Source organism: Candidatus Zixiibacteriota bacterium (genome assembly GCA_022865345.1).
Lineage (GTDB): Bacteria > Zixibacteria > MSB-5A5 > MSB-5A5 > RBG-16-43-9 > RBG-16-43-9.
Genome location: JALHSU010000058.1, coordinates 1 through 16472 on the forward strand (window position 1 = coordinate 1; position 16472 = coordinate 16472).

Below are 16472 nucleotides of genomic sequence, written 5' to 3' on the forward strand. Positions count from 1 at the left end.
AACGTCAACATGTCAGGGGAGTTAATTGCGCCCATAGCCATGGAGAAGGAGTTAAGGTTTGCCATAAGGGAGGGGGGGAGGACAGTAGGTGCGGGAGTAGTTACGGAGATAATCGAATAGAAAAAGGTTCAATGGTTCAATGGTTCAAGGGCAAAAAAGAAGGTAGGTCGGGCTGTCCCGCCAAAGGCGGTACTGCCCGACAAAAAACTCAAGGTTTCAAAGGAGATGTAGCATCCGGCCTTATCCGGACGAAAAAAGGCTCAAAAGCTCAAAAAATTGGAAGATTGACGAAACATAACTGTTGTTTGAAAGATAGGAACTAAGAATGGACGGACAAAAAATCAGGATTTGGCTCAAGGCTTACGATCATTACTCACTGGATAAGTCAGCCCAAGAAATCGTAAGAACTGTCACCCGAACCGGCGCTAAGATCTCAGGACCAGTGCCTTTACCCACAAGGAGAACGGTTTATACGGTTTTGAGATCACCGCACACTGATAAAAAATCCAGAGAGCAGTTTGAGACCAGGATCCATAAAAGATTGATTGACATATACGATTCCACCCCTCAAACCGTGGATGCTCTGATGAAGATGGAGTTGCCAGCCGGCGTGGACGTGGAGATCAAAGTTTAATCCCGCCTTTGGCGGGACAAGGTGTAGAGATGGAAGGTATAATTGGTAGAAAAGCGGGGATGACCCAGATTTTCGGGAAAGAAGGGGAGTTCATCCCGGTGACTGTGATAGAGGCAGGCCCCTGTCCGATAGCTCAGGTAAAAACTGCGCAAAAGGAAGGGTATAATGCCCTGCAGTTAGCTTTTGGTCAGAAAAGAAAAACACTTTTTAATAAACCCTCGATCGGTCATTTTGAGAAAGCTAAGATTGAGCCTAAGAGGTTCTTAAGAGAATTCCGGACAGATAAACCGGATAAACAACTTGAGCCAGGCAAGGAGATAAAAGTCGATCTTTTTACAGTTGGAGAAAAGGTGGATATTACCGGAGTCTCCAAAGGGCTTGGTTTCCAGGGCGTAGTCAGGAGACATAAATTCAGAGGTGGCCCAAAAACCCATGGGCAGTCAGATAGACTAAGAGCACCTGGATCTGTAGGTTCAAGCTCTTTTCCCTCGCGCACCTTTAAGGGACAGAGGATGGCCGGAAGGATGGGAAATGAAAGGGTCACAGTCTGCAACTTAGAGGTGGTTGGAGTAGATGTGGAAAAGAATATGTTGTTAGTCAGAGGAGCAGTTCCAGGAAAGAAGAATGCTATCTTACTGGTGAAGAAGTCAAAGAGAAGATAAATTCAAAGTTTGAAAGTTTATGAGCAAGGCAAATCTATATAATATCGAAGGTAAATCGACAGGAGAGTTGGAGCTGAAGCCAGAGCTGTTCGGGTTAAAGCCCAACCCGAAAGCCGTGCACCAATACGTCAAAATCTACCTTTCTAACCAGAGGCAGGGCACAGTGAAAAAGAAAACCCGGGCAGAGGTGCGTGGTGGTGGGGCTAAGCCCTGGAGGCAGAAGGGCACTGGCAGAGCCAGGGCTGGTTCTAATACCTCTCCCATCTGGGTAGGCGGCGGCAGGACCTTTGGTCCTTTCCAGAGAAACTGGAAAACAACCCTGCCCAAAAAGATCTCCAGATTGGCGCTGAAATCTGCTCTTTCTTCAAAAGCTTCCGAGGATAAGATAAAGGTTCTGGAGGAGCTATCCCTGGAGCAGCCTAAGACCAAAACCATTTATGCCCTTCTGCAAAAATTGGGGATAAGCGGCTCCAAAATTCTTTTTCTGGGAGATGCCAGAAAGGATAACCTTTACAAATCCTGTCGCAACATAAAAAATTTGACTTTTAGGCCAGCTCAGGTAGTTAATCCTTATGATCTCCTGAACTGCGAATATCTTTTGTTGACCAGAGAGAGCCTTAAAAAATTAGAGGAGGTTTTCTCCAGTTGAAACCAGCCAGGAAAATCATTTTAAGACCCTTGGTCACAGAGAAAAGCACTGATCTCCGCGTCAAAGAGGATAAGTATGCTTTTGAGGTAGACCTTAAGGCGAACAAGCCGGAAATAAAGAAAGCGATCGAGGAGCTTTTCAAAGTCAACGTGGTGGGAGTTCACACCATGATCGTGCATGGAAAAGTCAAGAGAATGGGAAGGTTTGAGGGTAAAAGACCTAACTGGAAAAAAGCGATCGTCAGCTTTAAAAAGGGAGAGAAGATAGATTTTTTTGAAACAGTCTAAAGTCTCTATTTAAGAATAGAAGAAGGATCAAGAAAGCGAGTTTGCAAGATGCCGTTAAGGAAATATAAGCCAGTTACTCCAGGGTTGCGATTTAAGACCCTTCCGACTTTTGAGGAGATAACCAAGGATAAGCCAGAGGAGTCTTTAGTTGTCACCTTAAAGAAAAAAGGCGGAAGGAATAATTACGGGAGAATCACCTGCCGTTACCGCGGCGGTGGCTCAAAGCGGTATTACCGGATAATAGATTTCAAGAGGGATAAACTTAATATTCCGGCTAAGGTAGCCTCGATCGAGTATGACCCTAACCGTTCGACCAGGATTGCTCTTTTGAATTACTCGGACGGCGAAAAAAGATATATCCTGGCTCCTTTAGAGCTTAAAGTCGGAGATTCAGTTATGGCTGGGGATGAGGTCGAGATAAAGCCGGGAAATGCTATGCCTCTGGCTAAAGTCCCCTTAGGAACCATGATCCATAACGTGGAGTTAAGAAGAGGCAAGGGAGGCCAGATAGCCAGATCTGCTGGTGGCATGGCTCAGTTAGTGGCAAAGGAAGGCGAGTATGGACACCTGAGACTCCCTTCAGGAGAGATTCGTCTGGTACGGCTGGAATGTTTTGGCACCATCGGGCAGTTAAGTAATATAGATCATGAAAATATCTCCTTTGGTAAAGCTGGCAGAACCAGATGGCTGGGGAGAAGACCCAGGAACAGAGGGGTTGCGATGAACCCGGTGGATCATCCTATGGGTGGTGGAGAGGGGAAATCTTCTGGTGGAAGACATCCCACTACTCCCTGGGGTAAAGCAACCAAAGGTCTAAAGACCCGAAAGAGAAAACTTTCTGACAGATGGATAGTTAAACGGAGAAAATAATCTATGGCGCGTTCTCTAAAAAAAGGTCCTTTCGTGGATGAGCATCTGATGAAAAAGGTCAATGCTCTGAATCAAAGCGGGGAAAAGAAAGTGATCAAAACCTGGTCCAGAAGGTCTACGATTACGCCTGAATTCGTCGGGCATACCATCGCCATTCACAACGGAAACAAATTTATCCCGGTCTATTTGACCGAGAATACGGTAGGCCATAAATTGGGAGAGTTTGCCCCTACGCGCACCTTCAGAGCTCACGCTGGTAAGATAACCGAGAGGACCGTGGCACTTAAGTAATAAAGTAAAGAAAGATAGGAGTTTTAAATGGAGGCAGTTGCACGGGCTAAGTTTTCCAGGGGCTCAGCCAGGAAAGTGAGGAGGGTGGTTGAGCTGATCAAGGGTAAGAATGTTGAAGAGGCTTTGAATATTCTTAGCTTCGTGCCCAAATATGCGGCTAAGTATTTAGAGAAGACTTTGAAGTCTGCAAGTGCCAATGCTATAAACCAGGAAGGTACTGCTAAGCTCAAAGCAGAAGATCTATTTATCAAGAAGATCTTCGTGGACGGTGGTCCGATTATGAAAAGGATCAGGCCGGCAAGTATGGGCAGGGCATTCCGGATCAGAAAAAGGACCAATCACCTGACAATTGTGGTGTCAGACGAAATCGAAGGGAAAAAGAAAAAGGAATTAAAGCCGGCGGTCAGAAAACAGGAAGAAAAAATCGAAGAGACCAAAAAAGTTAAACCGGTGAAACCTAAAAAAGCAAAAGAGACCAAGAAGAAATCAGACGAGAAAAAAGATGAATAGAATTTCCATCCAAAACCAGTTTGAAATATAGAGAATAAAGGAGGTAAGAAGTTTGGGTCATAAGACAAATCCCGTAGGGTTGAGATTGGGTATAGTAAAAACCTGGAGCTCAAGATGGTTTTCCACTAAGAATTTTGTTGAGCAGTTGAAAGAAGACCAGTTGATTCGTAAATACACCCGGACCAAGCTGGAACATGCCGGAATTGCCAATGTTGATATCTTTAGAGCTCCTAAGAAGGTCACCATAGACATTCACACCGCTCGCCCGGGGATTGTCATCGGAAGAAAAGGAGCTGAAGTAGACAAACTTAGAGACGAGCTACAGCATCTGACCAAGAAAGAGATAAATATAAATATAATCGAAGTGCGCAAACCGGAGCTTTCCGGCAAACTGGTGGCAGAAAACATCGCCAGGCAGTTAGAAGGTAGAATTTCGTATCGCCGGGCGATGAAAAAAGCCATAAGCTCCGCCATGAAGATGGGGGCTGAGGGTATAAAGATAAGCTGTGGAGGAAGATTGGCTGGAGCAGAGATAGCCAGAACTGAACAATATATGGAAGGACGGGTTCCTCTACATACCCTGAGAGCAGATATAGACTACGCTCAAGCGACAGCCCATACCACTTATGGTACCATCGGGGTCAAGGTGTGGATATTCAAGGGAGAGATCCTGGGTAAGGAGCCCCAATCAGCAGAAGGGGTTCACTGGACACCGGAAAGACATAAAGAAGAGAGACCGCCGGAGAGCGGAAAAAGAAAAAGAAGAGAGAAAAGAGGCTAAAGGATTTCGATATGTTAATGCCTAAAAGGGTAAAATACAGAAAACAACAAAGAGGCAAAAGGAGAGGAAAAGCCTTAAGAGGCAGTCATATAGATTTTGGAGAATATGGGCTGAAAGCTCTTGAGCCGGCCTGGCTCACGGATAGACAGATTGAGGCGGCAAGAGTTGCCCTTACCCGGTTCATAAAGAGAGGCGGTAAAGTCTGGATACGGGTTTTCCCGGATAAACCGGTTACAGTAAAACCAGCCGAGACCAGAATGGGAAAAGGAAAGGGAAATCCTGAATACTGGGTAGCAGTGGTCAAGCCTGGCAGGATTCTTTTTGAATTAGAAGGCGTTACCCCGGAGATAGCCAAAGAGGCTTTTGATTTAGCCGCACACAAATTACCTATAAAAACCAGGATGGTCTCAAGGAAAGAGTTTTAAAGGTTTAAAGATATGAAAAAGGCAGCTTTAAAAGATTTAACCAAAGAAGAGCTTGTACAGAAAAGAGATGAGCTCGAAGAGGAGCGATTTAATCTAAGAATGCAGAAGTCAGCTAAGGAGCTGGACAACCCGCTCAGACTCAGAGTGATAAGGAGAGAAATCGCCAGGATCAATACTATGCTACATGAAGAGGAATTGGGTAAAAGAAAGCTGGCTACTCCAGAGGAAAGGAAGATAAAGTAAAAACACGGCAAAAAACCTTAAAGCTAAAAGAAGAATCAAGAGCATATGACTGAAAGAAAACAAAGAAAAGTTAGAATCGGAAGGGTGGTCTCCAACCACATGCAGAAGACTATTGTAGTTGCAGTGAAGAGGCTTTTAAGGCATCCGGTTTACCAGAAAACGATTAAAAGGACCTCGAAGCTATATGCCCACGATGAAAAAAACGAGTGCCAGATCGGAGATCTGGTCAAGGTGATGGAAACCCGACCCCTTTCCAGACTTAAAAGATGGAGACTCTTAAAGGTAGTAGAAAAGGCTAAATAGTTTTTTAGTTTAAACAGGTAGCGCAAAACTATGATCAGGGAATATTCTAAATTAGTGGTGGCGGACAATACCGGAGCGAAGGTGGTGCAGTGTTTCAGGGTTTTGGGCGGGACCAGGAAAAGGTATGCCAGGATTGGAGACATAATCGTGGTAACAGTTAAAGACGCCTTGCCAGGAGGAACGGTTAAGAAAAGCGAAGTCTGCAAAGCGGTAGTGGTGAGGACTACCCGGGAGACCAGAAGAAAAGACGGCTCGTATATCCGTTTTTCGGATAATGCGGCCGTGATCATAGACGAGCAGCATGAACCCAAGGGCACCAGGATCTTTGGACCGGTGGCAAGGGAACTCCGGGAAAAACAGTTTATGAAGATTATCTCCCTGGCACCTGAGGTCATTTGATAGGGAAGGCAGATTAGAGGAGAGCAGGTATGCGCATAAAAAAAGGAGACACGGTATTAGTGATCAGCGGAGATGATCGGGGGAAAATGGGAAAAGTGCTCAAGATTTTCAAGGAAAAGAATCGGGCCGTCGTGGAGAGCGTGAATTTCATAAAGAGACATACCCGCCCGTCTACCAAGAACCCGAAAGGAGGAATCCTGGAGAAGGAAGGCTCGATTGAGATCTCCAATCTGATGCTTTACTGCTCAAAATGCTCCTCTCCTTCTAAGGTAAGCTATAAAGTGCTGGCAGATGCAAGCATGACTGGAGAAAAGCTTTCTGTTCGTAAAACTAAAGTTCGGATTTGCAGAAAGTGTGGAGAGATAATATAAAAGCGTGAGACGTGAGAGGTAAGACGTAAGACGATAGAAAAAACATAAGAAGGTTATTAGATGGCAAAAGAGAAGGAAAAAGGTAAAGAGCCGGAGAAAAGCTCTCCCAAGACTAAATATATCCCAAGGCTCAAGGAAAAATACCAGAAAGAGGTTATTCCAGCCCTGATGAAGAAGTTTGGGTACAAGAATGTAATGCAAGTTCCCAGACTGGAGAAAATCATCATAAATATAGGAGTAGGAGAAGCAACCCAGAACGTGAAACTGTTAGAAGCTTCCTCAGCCGAGCTGGCTTTGATCACAGGCCAGAAGCCGATTACCCGCAGAGCCAAGAAATCTATTTCTAATTTCAAGCTAAGAGAGGGTTCTCCTATCGGCTGCTGCGTGACTTTACGCCGGGACCGGCTGCTTGATTTTTTTGACAGGTTAGTTAACGCCTCGATTCCCCGGATCAGGGATTTCAGAGGGGTGCCGGCAAAATCTTTTGACGGCAGGGGCAATTACAATTTAGGGTTGAAGGAACAGATAATCTTTCCGGAAGTCGACTATGATAAAGTGGAGAAGATCAGAGGTATGAACATAACCATATGCACCACGGCAAAAACCGACGAGGAAGGGCTGGAGCTTTTGAAAGCCCTGGGGATGCCTTTCGGAGTTAAATAGATTAAGGAGCGTGTGTGGCTAGAAAATCAATGGTTGAAAAAGCGAATCGCAAGCCTAAATTCAAGGTTAGAAAACATAACCGCTGTTACAGATGCGGAAGGCCCAGAGGATATATGGGGGATTTCGGCTTGTGCCGTATCTGTTTCAGGGAATTAGCCCTTAGAGGCGAGATACCCGGCGTGGTAAAAGCCAGCTGGTAGGAAAACAGTTAGAGGAGGTTAGATGAAGGTAACGGATCCGATTGCGGATATGCTGACCAGGATCAGAAACGCTTATAAAGCCAAACATAAAATCGTAGATATCCCCGGCTCAAAGATGAAGAAAGAGATAGCCCGGATACTTTTGGAAAACAGATTTATTCGAAATTACGTGGAGGTTGAGGATAACAGGCAGAACCTCTTGAGGCTTTACCTGAGTTACAGTCCAAAAGGGGGAAAGAAAATTGACGGGCTTGAGCGAGTTTCAAAACCGGGATTACGGATCTATTTTGATAAGGATAAGCTAAAGAAAACCGGAAGAGAATTTGGAATGTATGTTCTGTCCACTTCTCAAGGTATCCTGACTGACAGCCAGGCAAGGATAAAAGGGATAGGTGGGGAGGTTATTTTCCGCGTCTGGTAATTGGAGTTCAGAAGGAGTAAATATGTCAAGAGTCGGTAAAAATCCAGTGTCTGTGCCTAAAGGGGTAAAGGTAGAAATCTCCCAGAGCCAAGTGGTAGTAACTGGACCTTTGGGAAAACTGTCCAAAAGATTTCATCCGGCCATGCAGGTCCAGTTGGAAGAGGACAAGGTCTGGGTGAAAAGAGGGTCTGATAGCAAATTCGACAAATCATTACATGGCTTGACCAGAGCCCTGATCGCCAATATGGTCAAAGGCGTAACCGAGGGATTTAAGAAGGTTCTTTCTATTATCGGAGTTGGGTATAAGGCTGAGCTTGCTGGAAATAAGCTAACTTTGAGCCTGGGATACTCCCATCCCATACTTTTCAGACCCCCGGAAGAGATAAAACTTATGGTCGACAATCCCACCAGGATTGTAGTCTCAGGAGCTGATAAGGAGCTGGTGGGATTGGTAGCAGCAAAGATAAGATCATTCCGACCGCCTGAGCCTTATAAGGGTAAAGGGATAAGATATGAGGGCGAAAAAGTTCGCAAGAAAGCTGGTAAGACAGCAGCTTAAAAAATAAAGGGTGTAATATTTCTATGCGGAGTAAATCCACTAATAAAAAAATATCCTCCGAGAGGAGACAGAAGAGGGTAAGGCAAAAAATCCAAGGTACCCAGGAAAGGCCAAGGCTCTCAGTATACCGGAGCCTGGGGCATATTTATGCCCAGCTTATCGATGACCTGACCCAGAAGACTTTGCTGAGTGTCTCCAGCCTGACTCCTGAATTGAGCAAGGAGTCGACAGAGAAGGATAAGAAAAATCAGATAGCCCGAAAAGTCGGACTATACCTGGCTAAGAGAGCCTTGGAAAAAGGAATAGTAAAAGTGGTTTTTGACAGGAATAGATATATCTATCACGGCAGGGTCAAGGCTTTAGCTGAAGGGGCAAGAGAAGGAGGCTTGAAATTTTAATTGAAGAGGTATATGGATGAGATTTGAATCGGATGAAATGCAGCTTGAGGAAAGGGTGATCCACATTAATCGGGTCGCCAAGGTGGTCAAAGGTGGTAAGAGGTTTGGTTTTACTGCTCTGGTGGCAGTCGGGGATAAAAAGGGTAAAGTTGGCGTGGGACTGGGAAAGGCTGGAGAAGTTGCTGATGCAATAAGAAAGGGAACCGAATCAGCCAGGAAAAATATGATTGAAATCCCTTTAAAAGACGGCACCATTCCCTATCCCATCATCGGCAGATTCGGAGCGGCTTCTGTGGTTATGAAACCTGCCTCTCCAGGCACAGGCGTTATCGCCGGGGGACCGGTCAGGGCGGTTCTGGAAGCGGCAGGGGTTCAGGATATTTTAACCAAATCTTTAGGCACCTCTAATCCTCATAACGTAGTTAAAGCCACTCTGGCCGGGCTTTTAAAGCTTAAAGACTTTATAGAAAAAGTCGAGTCAGGAGAAAAAGAGGTTTAATTTAAAAAGTTTATGGCAAAAGAGCTTAAAATTACTCAGGTAAAAAGCGCTATAGATTTCGAAAAGTCTCAGAAAGAGACTATTCGTGCTTTAGGGATAAAAAAGCTTTACCAGTCGGTGTTTCACAAAGACAACCCCCAGATCAGAGGGATGATTCAGAAGGTAATTCATTTGCTAAAAGTCGAAGAAGTCGAAAGGTAGCAAAGGTTTTCTTTATGAGATTAGGTGAATTAAAAAGAGTTCCCGGGTCAACAAAAAAGAGAAAAAGAATAGGCAGAGGACCGGGCTCAGGTCACGGAAAAACCTCTACCCGCGGTCATAAGGGCCAGAAAGCTCGCTCCGGCGGAAAGATTCATCCCCGGTTTGAAGGCGGACAGATGCCGCTGCAGCGAAGGCTGCCTAAAAGAGGTTTCCGTTCGCTTTTCAAAAAAGAATATCAGATAGTAAACTTAAGCTCTCTGGAAAAGTGCGGGCACGCAGAGGTAATCAATCCTCTGGTTATGAAAAATAGCGGTCTGGTTAAGAAAGAAGATATGCCAGTTAAGATACTGGGTGAGGGAAGTATAACTTTAGCCTTAACCGTACAGGCCCATGCCTTCAGCCAGAGCGCGAAGGAGAAGATCTTAGCTGCTGGCGGGAAAGTTGAGCTGATAAAATAAAATGATAAATACTTTTCAAAATGTCTTCAAAATTCCGGAGCTGAGGAAACGGATTTTATTCACCTTGGGAATTCTGGTCGTTTACCGGATAGGTGCCCACATACCTACGCCAGGAGTTGATGCCTCAGCTTTAGGAGAATTCTTCAGGCAGGCATCCGGTTCCCTGTTCGGAATGTATGATATGTTTGCCGGAGGTGCCTTTTCGAAAGCCACTATCTTCTCTCTGGGGATAATGCCCTACATCTCCGCCTCGATCATAATGCAGCTTTTGGGAACTGTAATTCCCTATTTTCAGAAACTGCAAAAGGAAGGTGAAGAGGGAAGAAGAAAGATCACTCAGTATACCCGGTACGGGACTGTGGCTATCGCTGCGGTTCAAGCAATGGCAACCTCCCTTTTCTTGGAGAGCATAAATATCGCAGGCAGATATGCGGTTCCCAATCCCGGAATGGGCTTCAGGCTTTTGACCATGCTCACCTTTACTTCCGGCACCATCTTCATAATGTGGCTGGGCGAACAGATCACGGACAAGGGAATTGGAAACGGTATCTCGCTCATCATCTTCATCGGGATCATCGCCCGTTTTCCTAATGCCATCATTGAGGAGATTCAAAATCTATTGGGAGGAAGAAGAGATATCTTTACCTTGGTTTTCATGGTAGCCCTGATGTTAGCCGTGGTTGCAGCCACGGTACTGGTGACCCGTGCCCAGAGAAAAATCCCGGTGCAGTATGCCAAAAGAGTTGTGGGCAGAAAAATGTACGGCGGGCAGAGTACTCATATACCTCTTTCCGTTAATGCGGCAGGAATTATCCCGATCATCTTTGCCCAGTCGATAATGTTTGCACCCAGCACTTTAGCTTCCTTTTTCCCGAACAGCGAGTTCATGGTCAATGTCCAGTCCTGGTTCAATGCAGGAAGCGCTCTTTATTCCATCGTCTATGGTTTGCTGATCGTCTTCTTCGCTTATTTTTATACTGCCATCGTTTTCAACCCGGTGGATTTAGCTGATAATATGAGGAAATATGGCGGTTTTATCCCTGGAATAAGGCCGGGCAAAAGAACCTCAGAATATATAGATAGAATCTTGACCCGGATCACTCTTCCTGGAGCCATCTTTTTTGCCCTGATCGCTGTTTTACCCTATCTTCTGATGAAAAGAATGAATGTCAGTTACTATTTCGGAGGAACCAGTATTTTAATCGTGGTTGGGGTGGCGCTGGATACGCTCCAGCAGATAGAGTCCCATCTGCTAATGCGGCACTACGAGGGGTTCATGAAGAAAGGAAGGATAAAGGGAAGATTCTAAATTGAATTTCATATTCTTAGGTTCCCCAGGAGCGGGGAAAGGAACCCAGGCAGCTTTACTCTCTGAAAAATTAGGTATCCCTCATATCTCTACCGGGGATATGTTAAGGGAGGAGTTTAAAAAAGGAACTTTCTTAGGGCTGAAGGTCAAAGCCTTTATGGCTAAAGGAGAGCTGGTTCCGGACCAGGTGATTTTAGAAGTGATGAGAAAAAGACTGGAGGAAAAAGATTGCGAGGCTGGATTTATTCTGGATGGCTTTCCAAGGACTTTAGTCCAGGCTGAGGATCTGGATGCCTTACTGAAGGAAATCAATAAAAGGATAGACCGGGTAGTCAAGATCAGAGTTTCCAAAGAAACCGTTGTTAAGAGGCTCTCAGCCAGACTGGTATGTCCCCAGTGCGGTGCAGATTACAACTTGGAAACCAGACCACCCAGGCAGGCAGGAATATGCGACCTCTGCGGTGGTATCCTGGAGCAAAGGATTGATGACCGGAAGGATGTGATTTTGAACCGGCTGCAGGTTTATGAGAAGCAGACCCAGCCTGTGGAGTCTTATTACCAGAAACAGGAAAAGCTACTGGAGATAAATGGTGAAAAAGATAAAGATTTGGTCCTGCAGGAGATCCTTAACAGCATAAGCAAAGGATGATCGAGCTAAAGTCCGAGAGAGAGATAAGGATAATCAGGGAGAACGGCGAGATCGTTGGTTTGACTTTGAGCTATCTGAAAGAGAAAATAAAACCAGGAATTAAGACCATAGAGTTGGACAGATTAGCTGAGGAGTTTATCGTTAAAAACAAAGCAATACCTGCTTTTAAGGGTTACCGTGGGTATCCGGGGAATATCTGTACTTCCATAAATAACGAAGTTGTTCACGGTATACCTGGAGAAAGAGTTCTCAAAGAAGGTGAAATTATTTCTGTGGATATAGGCGTTTTGAAAGATGGGTTTTATGCAGATGGTGCCTGGACTTTTCCTGTCGGGGAAATCTCAAATCAGGCTAAGAGACTTTTAGAAGTGACTCTTGAATCTCTGGAAGCAGGAATATCTCAGTCAATTGCTGGAAATCGTTTAGGAGATATATCCTATGCGGTTCAGTCCATCGCAGAGAAAAATGGTTTTTCAGTGGTCAGGGATTTAACCGGGCACGGTATAGGCAGACATATGCATGAAGACCCCCCAGTTCCTAATTTCGGGAGTCCAGGAAGCGGCTTGTTGCTGAAAGAAGGGATGGTTTTGGCGATTGAGCCGATGGTTAATGCCGGAGGTTATGAGATAAAAACTCTGGAGGATAACTGGACCGTGGTCACTTTGGATGGCTCTCTTTCTGCTCATTTTGAGCATACGATCGCCATAACAAATAACGGACCCGAGATTTTAACTCTTCCAGAGGAGTCTTTTTAGGATTATATGGCTAAAGAAGAACTGATACAGGTTGACGGTAAAGTGGTTGAGCCTCTGCCTAATGCTATGTTCAGGGTGGAGCTGGAAAATGGTCATAAAGTCTTAGCGCACATATCAGGAAAGATGAGGATGCATTTCATTAAAATTCTTCCTGGGGATAAGGTTACGGTTGAGCTTTCGCCGTATGATCTTTCCAGGGGAAGAATTGTCTATAGATACAAATGACGCAAGGTCATAGGTCGTAGGTGGTAGGTAATGGGTGATAGGTTAAAGAAAGGAAAAGAATATGAAGGTTAGAAGTTCGGTTAAAGTGAGATGCGAAAAATGTAAGGTGGTCAAAAGAAAGGGCGCGATAATGATTATCTGCCCGAACCCGAAACACAAACAGAGACAGGGTTAATCATTTTTATTATGAGGTAAGTAGCTCAGATTATATAAATTTTAATTTGTATCTTAGAGGAGGTCTAAAGTTGGCAAGAATTGCAGGCGTGGATTTACCAAAGGATAAAAGAATTGAGATAGGGTTGACCTATATTTATGGGATTGGTCCTACCTCAGCTAAAAAGATTCTTGAGAAAACCAAAGTCAGCCCTGACATCCGGGTTAAAGATTTGACTGAGGATAATATCGCCAAGTTGAGGTCGGTGATTGAGTCTGAGTACAAGGTAGAAGGTGCTCTGCGAAGCGAAACGGCGATGAATATAAAAAGATTGATAGATATAGGCTGCTATCGTGGACTAAGACATCGCCGGGGCCTTCCGGTAAGGGGTCAAAGAACCAAGACCAATGCCCGTACCAGAAAAGGTCCCAGAAAAACCGTAGGAACCAGAAAGGCAGCCGCAGCCAAGGCGGCAGCAGCTCCCCGTAAATAAGCTAAACCTTTAAGGAGAAAAAAAGTGGCAGAAGAAGTCAAAAAGCCAGTCAAGAAAAAAGTTAAGAGAGCCGAGTCATCCGGGATTGCCCATATCCAGGCGACTTTCAACAATACTATCGTCACGATTACCGATACCCGCGGAAACGTGATCACCTGGTCTTCAGCCGGAAAAAGCGGCTTCAAGGGGTCGAAAAAGAGTACACCTTTTGCAGCGGGAATAGCGGCTGACGTCTCAGCTAAAATAGCTCTGGAATCAGGAGTTAAAAGAGTAGAGGTCTGGGTTAAAGGACCAGGGGCAGGAAGAGAAGCAGCCATAAGGTCTTTGCAATCTGCGGGACTGGAGGTCACCTCCATCCGCGACGTAACCCCGATTCCGCACAACGGATGCAGGCCTCCCAAGAGGAGAAGAGTATAGAAGACAGGTGATAGGTAATAGGGTACAGGTGGTAGGGTCCCTACCACCCATCAACTATGACCTATGACCTTTATTTTAGAAGGAGATAAGATGGCAAGATACATTGGTCCAAATTGTAAAGTCTGCAGGAGAGAAGGAGAGAAGCTTTTTCTCAAAGGGGTCAAATGCTCAAGCGATAAATGCACTTTTGACAAAAGAGGCTATGCTCCCGGTGAGCACGGCCAGACCAGCCGTCGCAAAAGCTCAGAATATTCACTGCGTTTGAGAGAAAAGCAAAAGGTAAAAAGCATCTACGGTCTTCTGGAACAGCAGTTCAGAAACTATTTTCTCAAGGCAGAGAGAGAAAAAGGGATCACAGGAGAGAAGCTTTTACAGCTTCTGGAATGCAGGCTGGATAACCTGGTATATCGTCTGGGATTCGCCCCCTCCCGCAAGACCGCACGTCAGTTAGTCCTTCACCGGCACTTTCTGATAAACAACCGGATAGTGAATATACCTTCTTATCAAGTCAGGCCAAAAGACATTATCTCGGTAAAGGAGAAAAGCAGAAACCTGGATATCATCCATGCTTCATTGAGAGAAGCAGGCCGGGGGACAGAGTTTCCCTGGCTGAGGTTGGATAAGGCTCACCTGCAAGGAGAGCTTTTGGAAAGACCCAAGCGACTGGACATACCATTGATGGTTCAGGAGCAGTTAGTGGTAGAATATTATTCAAGATAAGTTTAACTTGTCTCTTTTTCCTTACCCGCCGCAGGCGGGATGCAGGAAGGAGGAAAAGATATATGAAATTGAAAAGCTTGCAAATGCCCAAAGGGGCAATGATAGATCAGAGCACTTTTGCCAAAAACTATACCAAGTTCATAATCGAGCCGCTGGAAAGAGGCTTTGGAATAACCCTGGGGAACGCTTTGAGAAGGACCTTGCTTTCCTCCATCCAGGGCGCAGCTCCGATCTCCCTGAGAATTGACGGAATCCTGCACGAGTTCTCCACCATTCCCGGGGTATACGAGGACATGACTGAAATAGTGCTGAACGTCAAACAGATCAGGGTTAAATTGCTGGGCGACGAGCCCAAGACCATTGTCCTGGATGCCCAGAAGAAGAAAGATTACAAGGCTGGCGATCTAAAGACAGATCCAGAAGTAGAGGTCTTAAATCCGGAACAGCATATCGTAACACTGACTGACGAAAATAAACTGAAGATGGAGATAGAGATCGGATCTGGCAGAGGTTATGTTCCAGCCGAGCAGAATAGAAAACCAGAATCTCCAGTTGGCACCATCTTCCTTGACGCTTTCTTTTCTCCAGTGACCAAAGTTAATTTCTGGGTGGAAAATACCCGGGTAGGCCAGCGTACGGATTTTGACAAGTTGTTCTTGGAGGTCTGGACTGATGGAAGCATTACTCCAGAAGATGCTCTGGGATTGGCATCCAGGATATTGAAAGACCACCTCCAGCTCTTCATCAAGAAGGATGAGGTGATTGAGATGGCACCAGAGGAAGTGGTAGACGAGGAGGTGCTAAAGATAAGAAACCTCCTGAGAACCAAAGTGGATGATTTAGAGCTTTCAGTCAGGTCCTCTAACTGCCTGCGCGCGGCCAACATTCAGACCCTGGAAGATTTGGTGAAGAAAACTGAGTCGGAGATGCTGAAATACAGAAATTTCGGGAGGAAATCGCTGACCGAACTCACCAATATCCTATCTAAACTTAGTCTGTCCTTTGGAATGAATATAGAAAAATATAAAGAGCCGGTCAAGAAAGGATAGCGGAACTACTTAAGACAAAAGGATAGAAAATGAGACACGGAAAAGCAGTCTTAAAATTAAGCCGCAATAAAAGTCACCGGGAGGCAATGCTATCGAATATGTCGGCCTCGATCCTGGAGCATATTCAGGTTCGTACTACTCTGGCGAAAGCCCGGGCAGTTAAAAGATGGACTGACTATCTGGTCTCTCTGGGCAAAAGAGGGGACCTGCATTCCCGAAGATTAGCTTTCAGCGTACTGAAAAACAGAAAATTAGTGAAAAAGCTTTTTGATGAAATAGCTCCTAAGCTTACTGCTCGTCAAGGTGGTTACACCAAGGTTCTAAAGCTCGGATACCGTCAGGGGGATGGGGCGAAAATGGCGGTGGTTCAGCTTTTGGTCGAAAAACCAAAGATTGAGAAGAAGAAGAAAGGAGAAAAGGATGAAAAAGAAAAAAGTCGAAAAGAAGAAAAAAACTAAGAAAATCAAGCCCGCTAAGAAAATAAAAAAAATAAAGAAAGGTAAGGAAAAAACCGGGAAGACTATTAAGATCATAGGAGAGAAGAAAGAAAGCAAAAAGACAAGGAAACTGGATGAAAAGCTTTTAGAGGATATTCTGCAGGAAAAGGAGCTGGAGGCAGTGGAGGAAGTTCATCCAGAGGAAGAGGAATGGGAAGGAGAAGAATGGGAGGGGGAGGAGGAGATCAAAGATGATCTCTTAGGTGAAGAGGAAAAAGAAATTCCGTAGTCTCGAGATAAAGAGACAAGACCAAAAGAACTAAGCAGGCAATCCTTCCGGATTGCCTTTTTGATTTTTTATTATATCTGAATCAGCAGAGGATTTCGCTCGTCGAGGATGTTATCATCCTCGACAAGGCATATCTCTGGCAGATGATGAC

The 16472-nt window shown here is 45.1% G+C and carries 32 protein-coding genes and 1 pseudogene; all 33 read left to right on the forward strand.

What is annotated here, in order from left to right; all coding sequences use genetic code 11:
• On the forward strand, positions 1 to 120 hold a 120-nt coding region (locus tag MUP17_02305), incomplete at its 5' end, for an elongation factor Tu (GenBank protein MCJ7457805.1).
• Positions 121 to 325: 205 nt separating this feature from the next.
• A complete protein-coding gene (gene rpsJ / locus MUP17_02310; protein MCJ7457806.1) occupies positions 326 to 634 on the forward strand; it encodes a 30S ribosomal protein S10 in 309 nt (102 codons plus the stop codon).
• 29 nt (positions 635 to 663) lie between these two features.
• Entirely contained in the window at positions 664 to 1296 is a 633-nt protein-coding gene (rplC, locus tag MUP17_02315) for a 50S ribosomal protein L3 (GenBank protein MCJ7457807.1), read from the forward strand.
• 19 nt (positions 1297 to 1315) lie between these two features.
• Entirely contained in the window at positions 1316 to 1945 is a 630-nt protein-coding gene (gene rplD, locus MUP17_02320; GenBank protein MCJ7457808.1) for a 50S ribosomal protein L4, read from the forward strand.
• The gene (rplW, locus tag MUP17_02325) at positions 1942 to 2232 is read left to right on the forward strand and encodes a 50S ribosomal protein L23 (GenBank protein ID MCJ7457809.1); all 291 of its coding nucleotides are present in this window, start codon (positions 1942 to 1944) and stop codon (positions 2230 to 2232) included. The genes rplD and rplW overlap by 4 nt, the downstream gene beginning before the upstream one ends.
• 48 nt (positions 2233 to 2280) lie before the next feature.
• On the forward strand, positions 2281 to 3102 hold the full coding sequence (gene rplB / locus MUP17_02330; protein ID MCJ7457810.1) for a 50S ribosomal protein L2: 822 nt from the start codon (positions 2281 to 2283) through the stop codon (positions 3100 to 3102).
• Between the two features lie 3 nt (positions 3103 to 3105).
• The gene (rpsS, locus tag MUP17_02335; GenBank protein MCJ7457811.1) at positions 3106 to 3393 is read left to right on the forward strand and encodes a 30S ribosomal protein S19; all 288 of its coding nucleotides are present in this window, start codon (positions 3106 to 3108) and stop codon (positions 3391 to 3393) included.
• A 27-nt stretch (positions 3394 to 3420) separates the two neighbouring features.
• Positions 3421 to 3750 (forward strand): annotated as a pseudogene (rplV, locus tag MUP17_02340) (50S ribosomal protein L22).
• 205 nt (positions 3751 to 3955) lie between these two features.
• Positions 3956 to 4684 carry a 30S ribosomal protein S3 gene (gene rpsC / locus MUP17_02345; protein ID MCJ7457812.1) on the forward strand — a complete coding sequence of 243 codons (729 nt, stop codon included), beginning with the start codon at positions 3956 to 3958 and terminating at the stop codon, positions 4682 to 4684.
• Between the two features lie 11 nt (positions 4685 to 4695).
• Complete coding sequence (gene rplP, locus MUP17_02350) at positions 4696 to 5109, forward strand: 50S ribosomal protein L16 (protein ID MCJ7457813.1); 414 nt, start codon at positions 4696 to 4698, stop codon at positions 5107 to 5109.
• 12 nt (positions 5110 to 5121) lie between these two features.
• A complete protein-coding gene (gene rpmC / locus MUP17_02355) occupies positions 5122 to 5352 on the forward strand; it encodes a 50S ribosomal protein L29 (protein ID MCJ7457814.1) in 231 nt (76 codons plus the stop codon).
• Between the two features lie 45 nt (positions 5353 to 5397).
• Entirely contained in the window at positions 5398 to 5655 is a 258-nt protein-coding gene (rpsQ, locus tag MUP17_02360) for a 30S ribosomal protein S17 (protein ID MCJ7457815.1), read from the forward strand.
• Positions 5656 to 5685: 30 nt separating this feature from the next.
• A complete protein-coding gene (gene rplN / locus MUP17_02365; protein MCJ7457816.1) occupies positions 5686 to 6054 on the forward strand; it encodes a 50S ribosomal protein L14 in 369 nt (122 codons plus the stop codon).
• Between the two features lie 29 nt (positions 6055 to 6083).
• Entirely contained in the window at positions 6084 to 6425 is a 342-nt protein-coding gene (rplX, locus tag MUP17_02370) for a 50S ribosomal protein L24 (GenBank protein ID MCJ7457817.1), read from the forward strand.
• Between the two features lie 120 nt (positions 6426 to 6545).
• Positions 6546 to 7088 (forward strand): 50S ribosomal protein L5, encoded by a 543-nt coding sequence (rplE, locus tag MUP17_02375; protein ID MCJ7457818.1) that lies wholly within the window; start codon positions 6546 to 6548, stop codon positions 7086 to 7088.
• Positions 7089 to 7102: 14 nt separating this feature from the next.
• Complete coding sequence (locus tag MUP17_02380) at positions 7103 to 7288, forward strand: type Z 30S ribosomal protein S14 (GenBank protein ID MCJ7457819.1); 186 nt, start codon at positions 7103 to 7105, stop codon at positions 7286 to 7288.
• A 22-nt stretch (positions 7289 to 7310) separates the two neighbouring features.
• A complete protein-coding gene (rpsH, locus tag MUP17_02385) occupies positions 7311 to 7709 on the forward strand; it encodes a 30S ribosomal protein S8 (GenBank protein ID MCJ7457820.1) in 399 nt (132 codons plus the stop codon).
• Positions 7710 to 7731: 22 nt separating this feature from the next.
• Entirely contained in the window at positions 7732 to 8268 is a 537-nt protein-coding gene (gene rplF / locus MUP17_02390) for a 50S ribosomal protein L6 (GenBank protein ID MCJ7457821.1), read from the forward strand.
• Between the two features lie 23 nt (positions 8269 to 8291).
• On the forward strand, positions 8292 to 8666 hold the full coding sequence (gene rplR / locus MUP17_02395) for a 50S ribosomal protein L18 (GenBank protein ID MCJ7457822.1): 375 nt from the start codon (positions 8292 to 8294) through the stop codon (positions 8664 to 8666).
• A gap of 16 nt (positions 8667 to 8682) precedes the next feature.
• Positions 8683 to 9165 carry a 30S ribosomal protein S5 gene (gene rpsE, locus MUP17_02400; GenBank protein ID MCJ7457823.1) on the forward strand — a complete coding sequence of 161 codons (483 nt, stop codon included), beginning with the start codon at positions 8683 to 8685 and terminating at the stop codon, positions 9163 to 9165.
• A 12-nt stretch (positions 9166 to 9177) separates the two neighbouring features.
• Entirely contained in the window at positions 9178 to 9366 is a 189-nt protein-coding gene (rpmD, locus tag MUP17_02405) for a 50S ribosomal protein L30 (GenBank protein ID MCJ7457824.1), read from the forward strand.
• 14 nt (positions 9367 to 9380) lie between these two features.
• Positions 9381 to 9824 carry a 50S ribosomal protein L15 gene (gene rplO / locus MUP17_02410; protein ID MCJ7457825.1) on the forward strand — a complete coding sequence of 148 codons (444 nt, stop codon included), beginning with the start codon at positions 9381 to 9383 and terminating at the stop codon, positions 9822 to 9824.
• A gap of 1 nt (position 9825) precedes the next feature.
• Positions 9826 to 11133, forward strand: a complete 1308-nt coding sequence (gene secY / locus MUP17_02415) for a preprotein translocase subunit SecY (GenBank protein MCJ7457826.1) — start codon at positions 9826 to 9828, stop codon at positions 11131 to 11133.
• A 1-nt stretch (position 11134) separates the two neighbouring features.
• Positions 11135 to 11782, forward strand: a complete 648-nt coding sequence (locus MUP17_02420) for an adenylate kinase (GenBank protein MCJ7457827.1) — start codon at positions 11135 to 11137, stop codon at positions 11780 to 11782.
• Positions 11779 to 12537 (forward strand): type I methionyl aminopeptidase, encoded by a 759-nt coding sequence (gene map / locus MUP17_02425; GenBank protein MCJ7457828.1) that lies wholly within the window; start codon positions 11779 to 11781, stop codon positions 12535 to 12537. The genes MUP17_02420 and map overlap by 4 nt, the downstream gene beginning before the upstream one ends.
• Positions 12538 to 12543: 6 nt before the next feature.
• Complete coding sequence (gene infA / locus MUP17_02430) at positions 12544 to 12762, forward strand: translation initiation factor IF-1 (protein MCJ7457829.1); 219 nt, start codon at positions 12544 to 12546, stop codon at positions 12760 to 12762.
• A gap of 61 nt (positions 12763 to 12823) precedes the next feature.
• A complete protein-coding gene (rpmJ, locus tag MUP17_02435; GenBank protein MCJ7457830.1) occupies positions 12824 to 12937 on the forward strand; it encodes a 50S ribosomal protein L36 in 114 nt (37 codons plus the stop codon).
• Between the two features lie 70 nt (positions 12938 to 13007).
• On the forward strand, positions 13008 to 13409 hold the full coding sequence (gene rpsM / locus MUP17_02440) for a 30S ribosomal protein S13 (GenBank protein ID MCJ7457831.1): 402 nt from the start codon (positions 13008 to 13010) through the stop codon (positions 13407 to 13409).
• A gap of 24 nt (positions 13410 to 13433) precedes the next feature.
• Positions 13434 to 13826: a 30S ribosomal protein S11 gene (gene rpsK, locus MUP17_02445; protein MCJ7457832.1), complete on the forward strand. Its 393-nt coding sequence runs from the start codon at positions 13434 to 13436 to the stop codon at positions 13824 to 13826.
• A 90-nt stretch (positions 13827 to 13916) separates the two neighbouring features.
• Complete coding sequence (gene rpsD / locus MUP17_02450) at positions 13917 to 14546, forward strand: 30S ribosomal protein S4 (GenBank protein MCJ7457833.1); 630 nt, start codon at positions 13917 to 13919, stop codon at positions 14544 to 14546.
• Between the two features lie 62 nt (positions 14547 to 14608).
• The gene (locus tag MUP17_02455; protein MCJ7457834.1) at positions 14609 to 15595 is read left to right on the forward strand and encodes a DNA-directed RNA polymerase subunit alpha; all 987 of its coding nucleotides are present in this window, start codon (positions 14609 to 14611) and stop codon (positions 15593 to 15595) included.
• A 29-nt stretch (positions 15596 to 15624) separates the two neighbouring features.
• Complete coding sequence (gene rplQ, locus MUP17_02460; GenBank protein ID MCJ7457835.1) at positions 15625 to 16053, forward strand: 50S ribosomal protein L17; 429 nt, start codon at positions 15625 to 15627, stop codon at positions 16051 to 16053.
• On the forward strand, positions 16016 to 16321 hold the full coding sequence (locus tag MUP17_02465; GenBank protein ID MCJ7457836.1) for a hypothetical protein: 306 nt from the start codon (positions 16016 to 16018) through the stop codon (positions 16319 to 16321). The genes rplQ and MUP17_02465 overlap by 38 nt, the downstream gene beginning before the upstream one ends.
• The last annotated feature ends 151 nt before the right edge of the window (positions 16322 to 16472 follow it).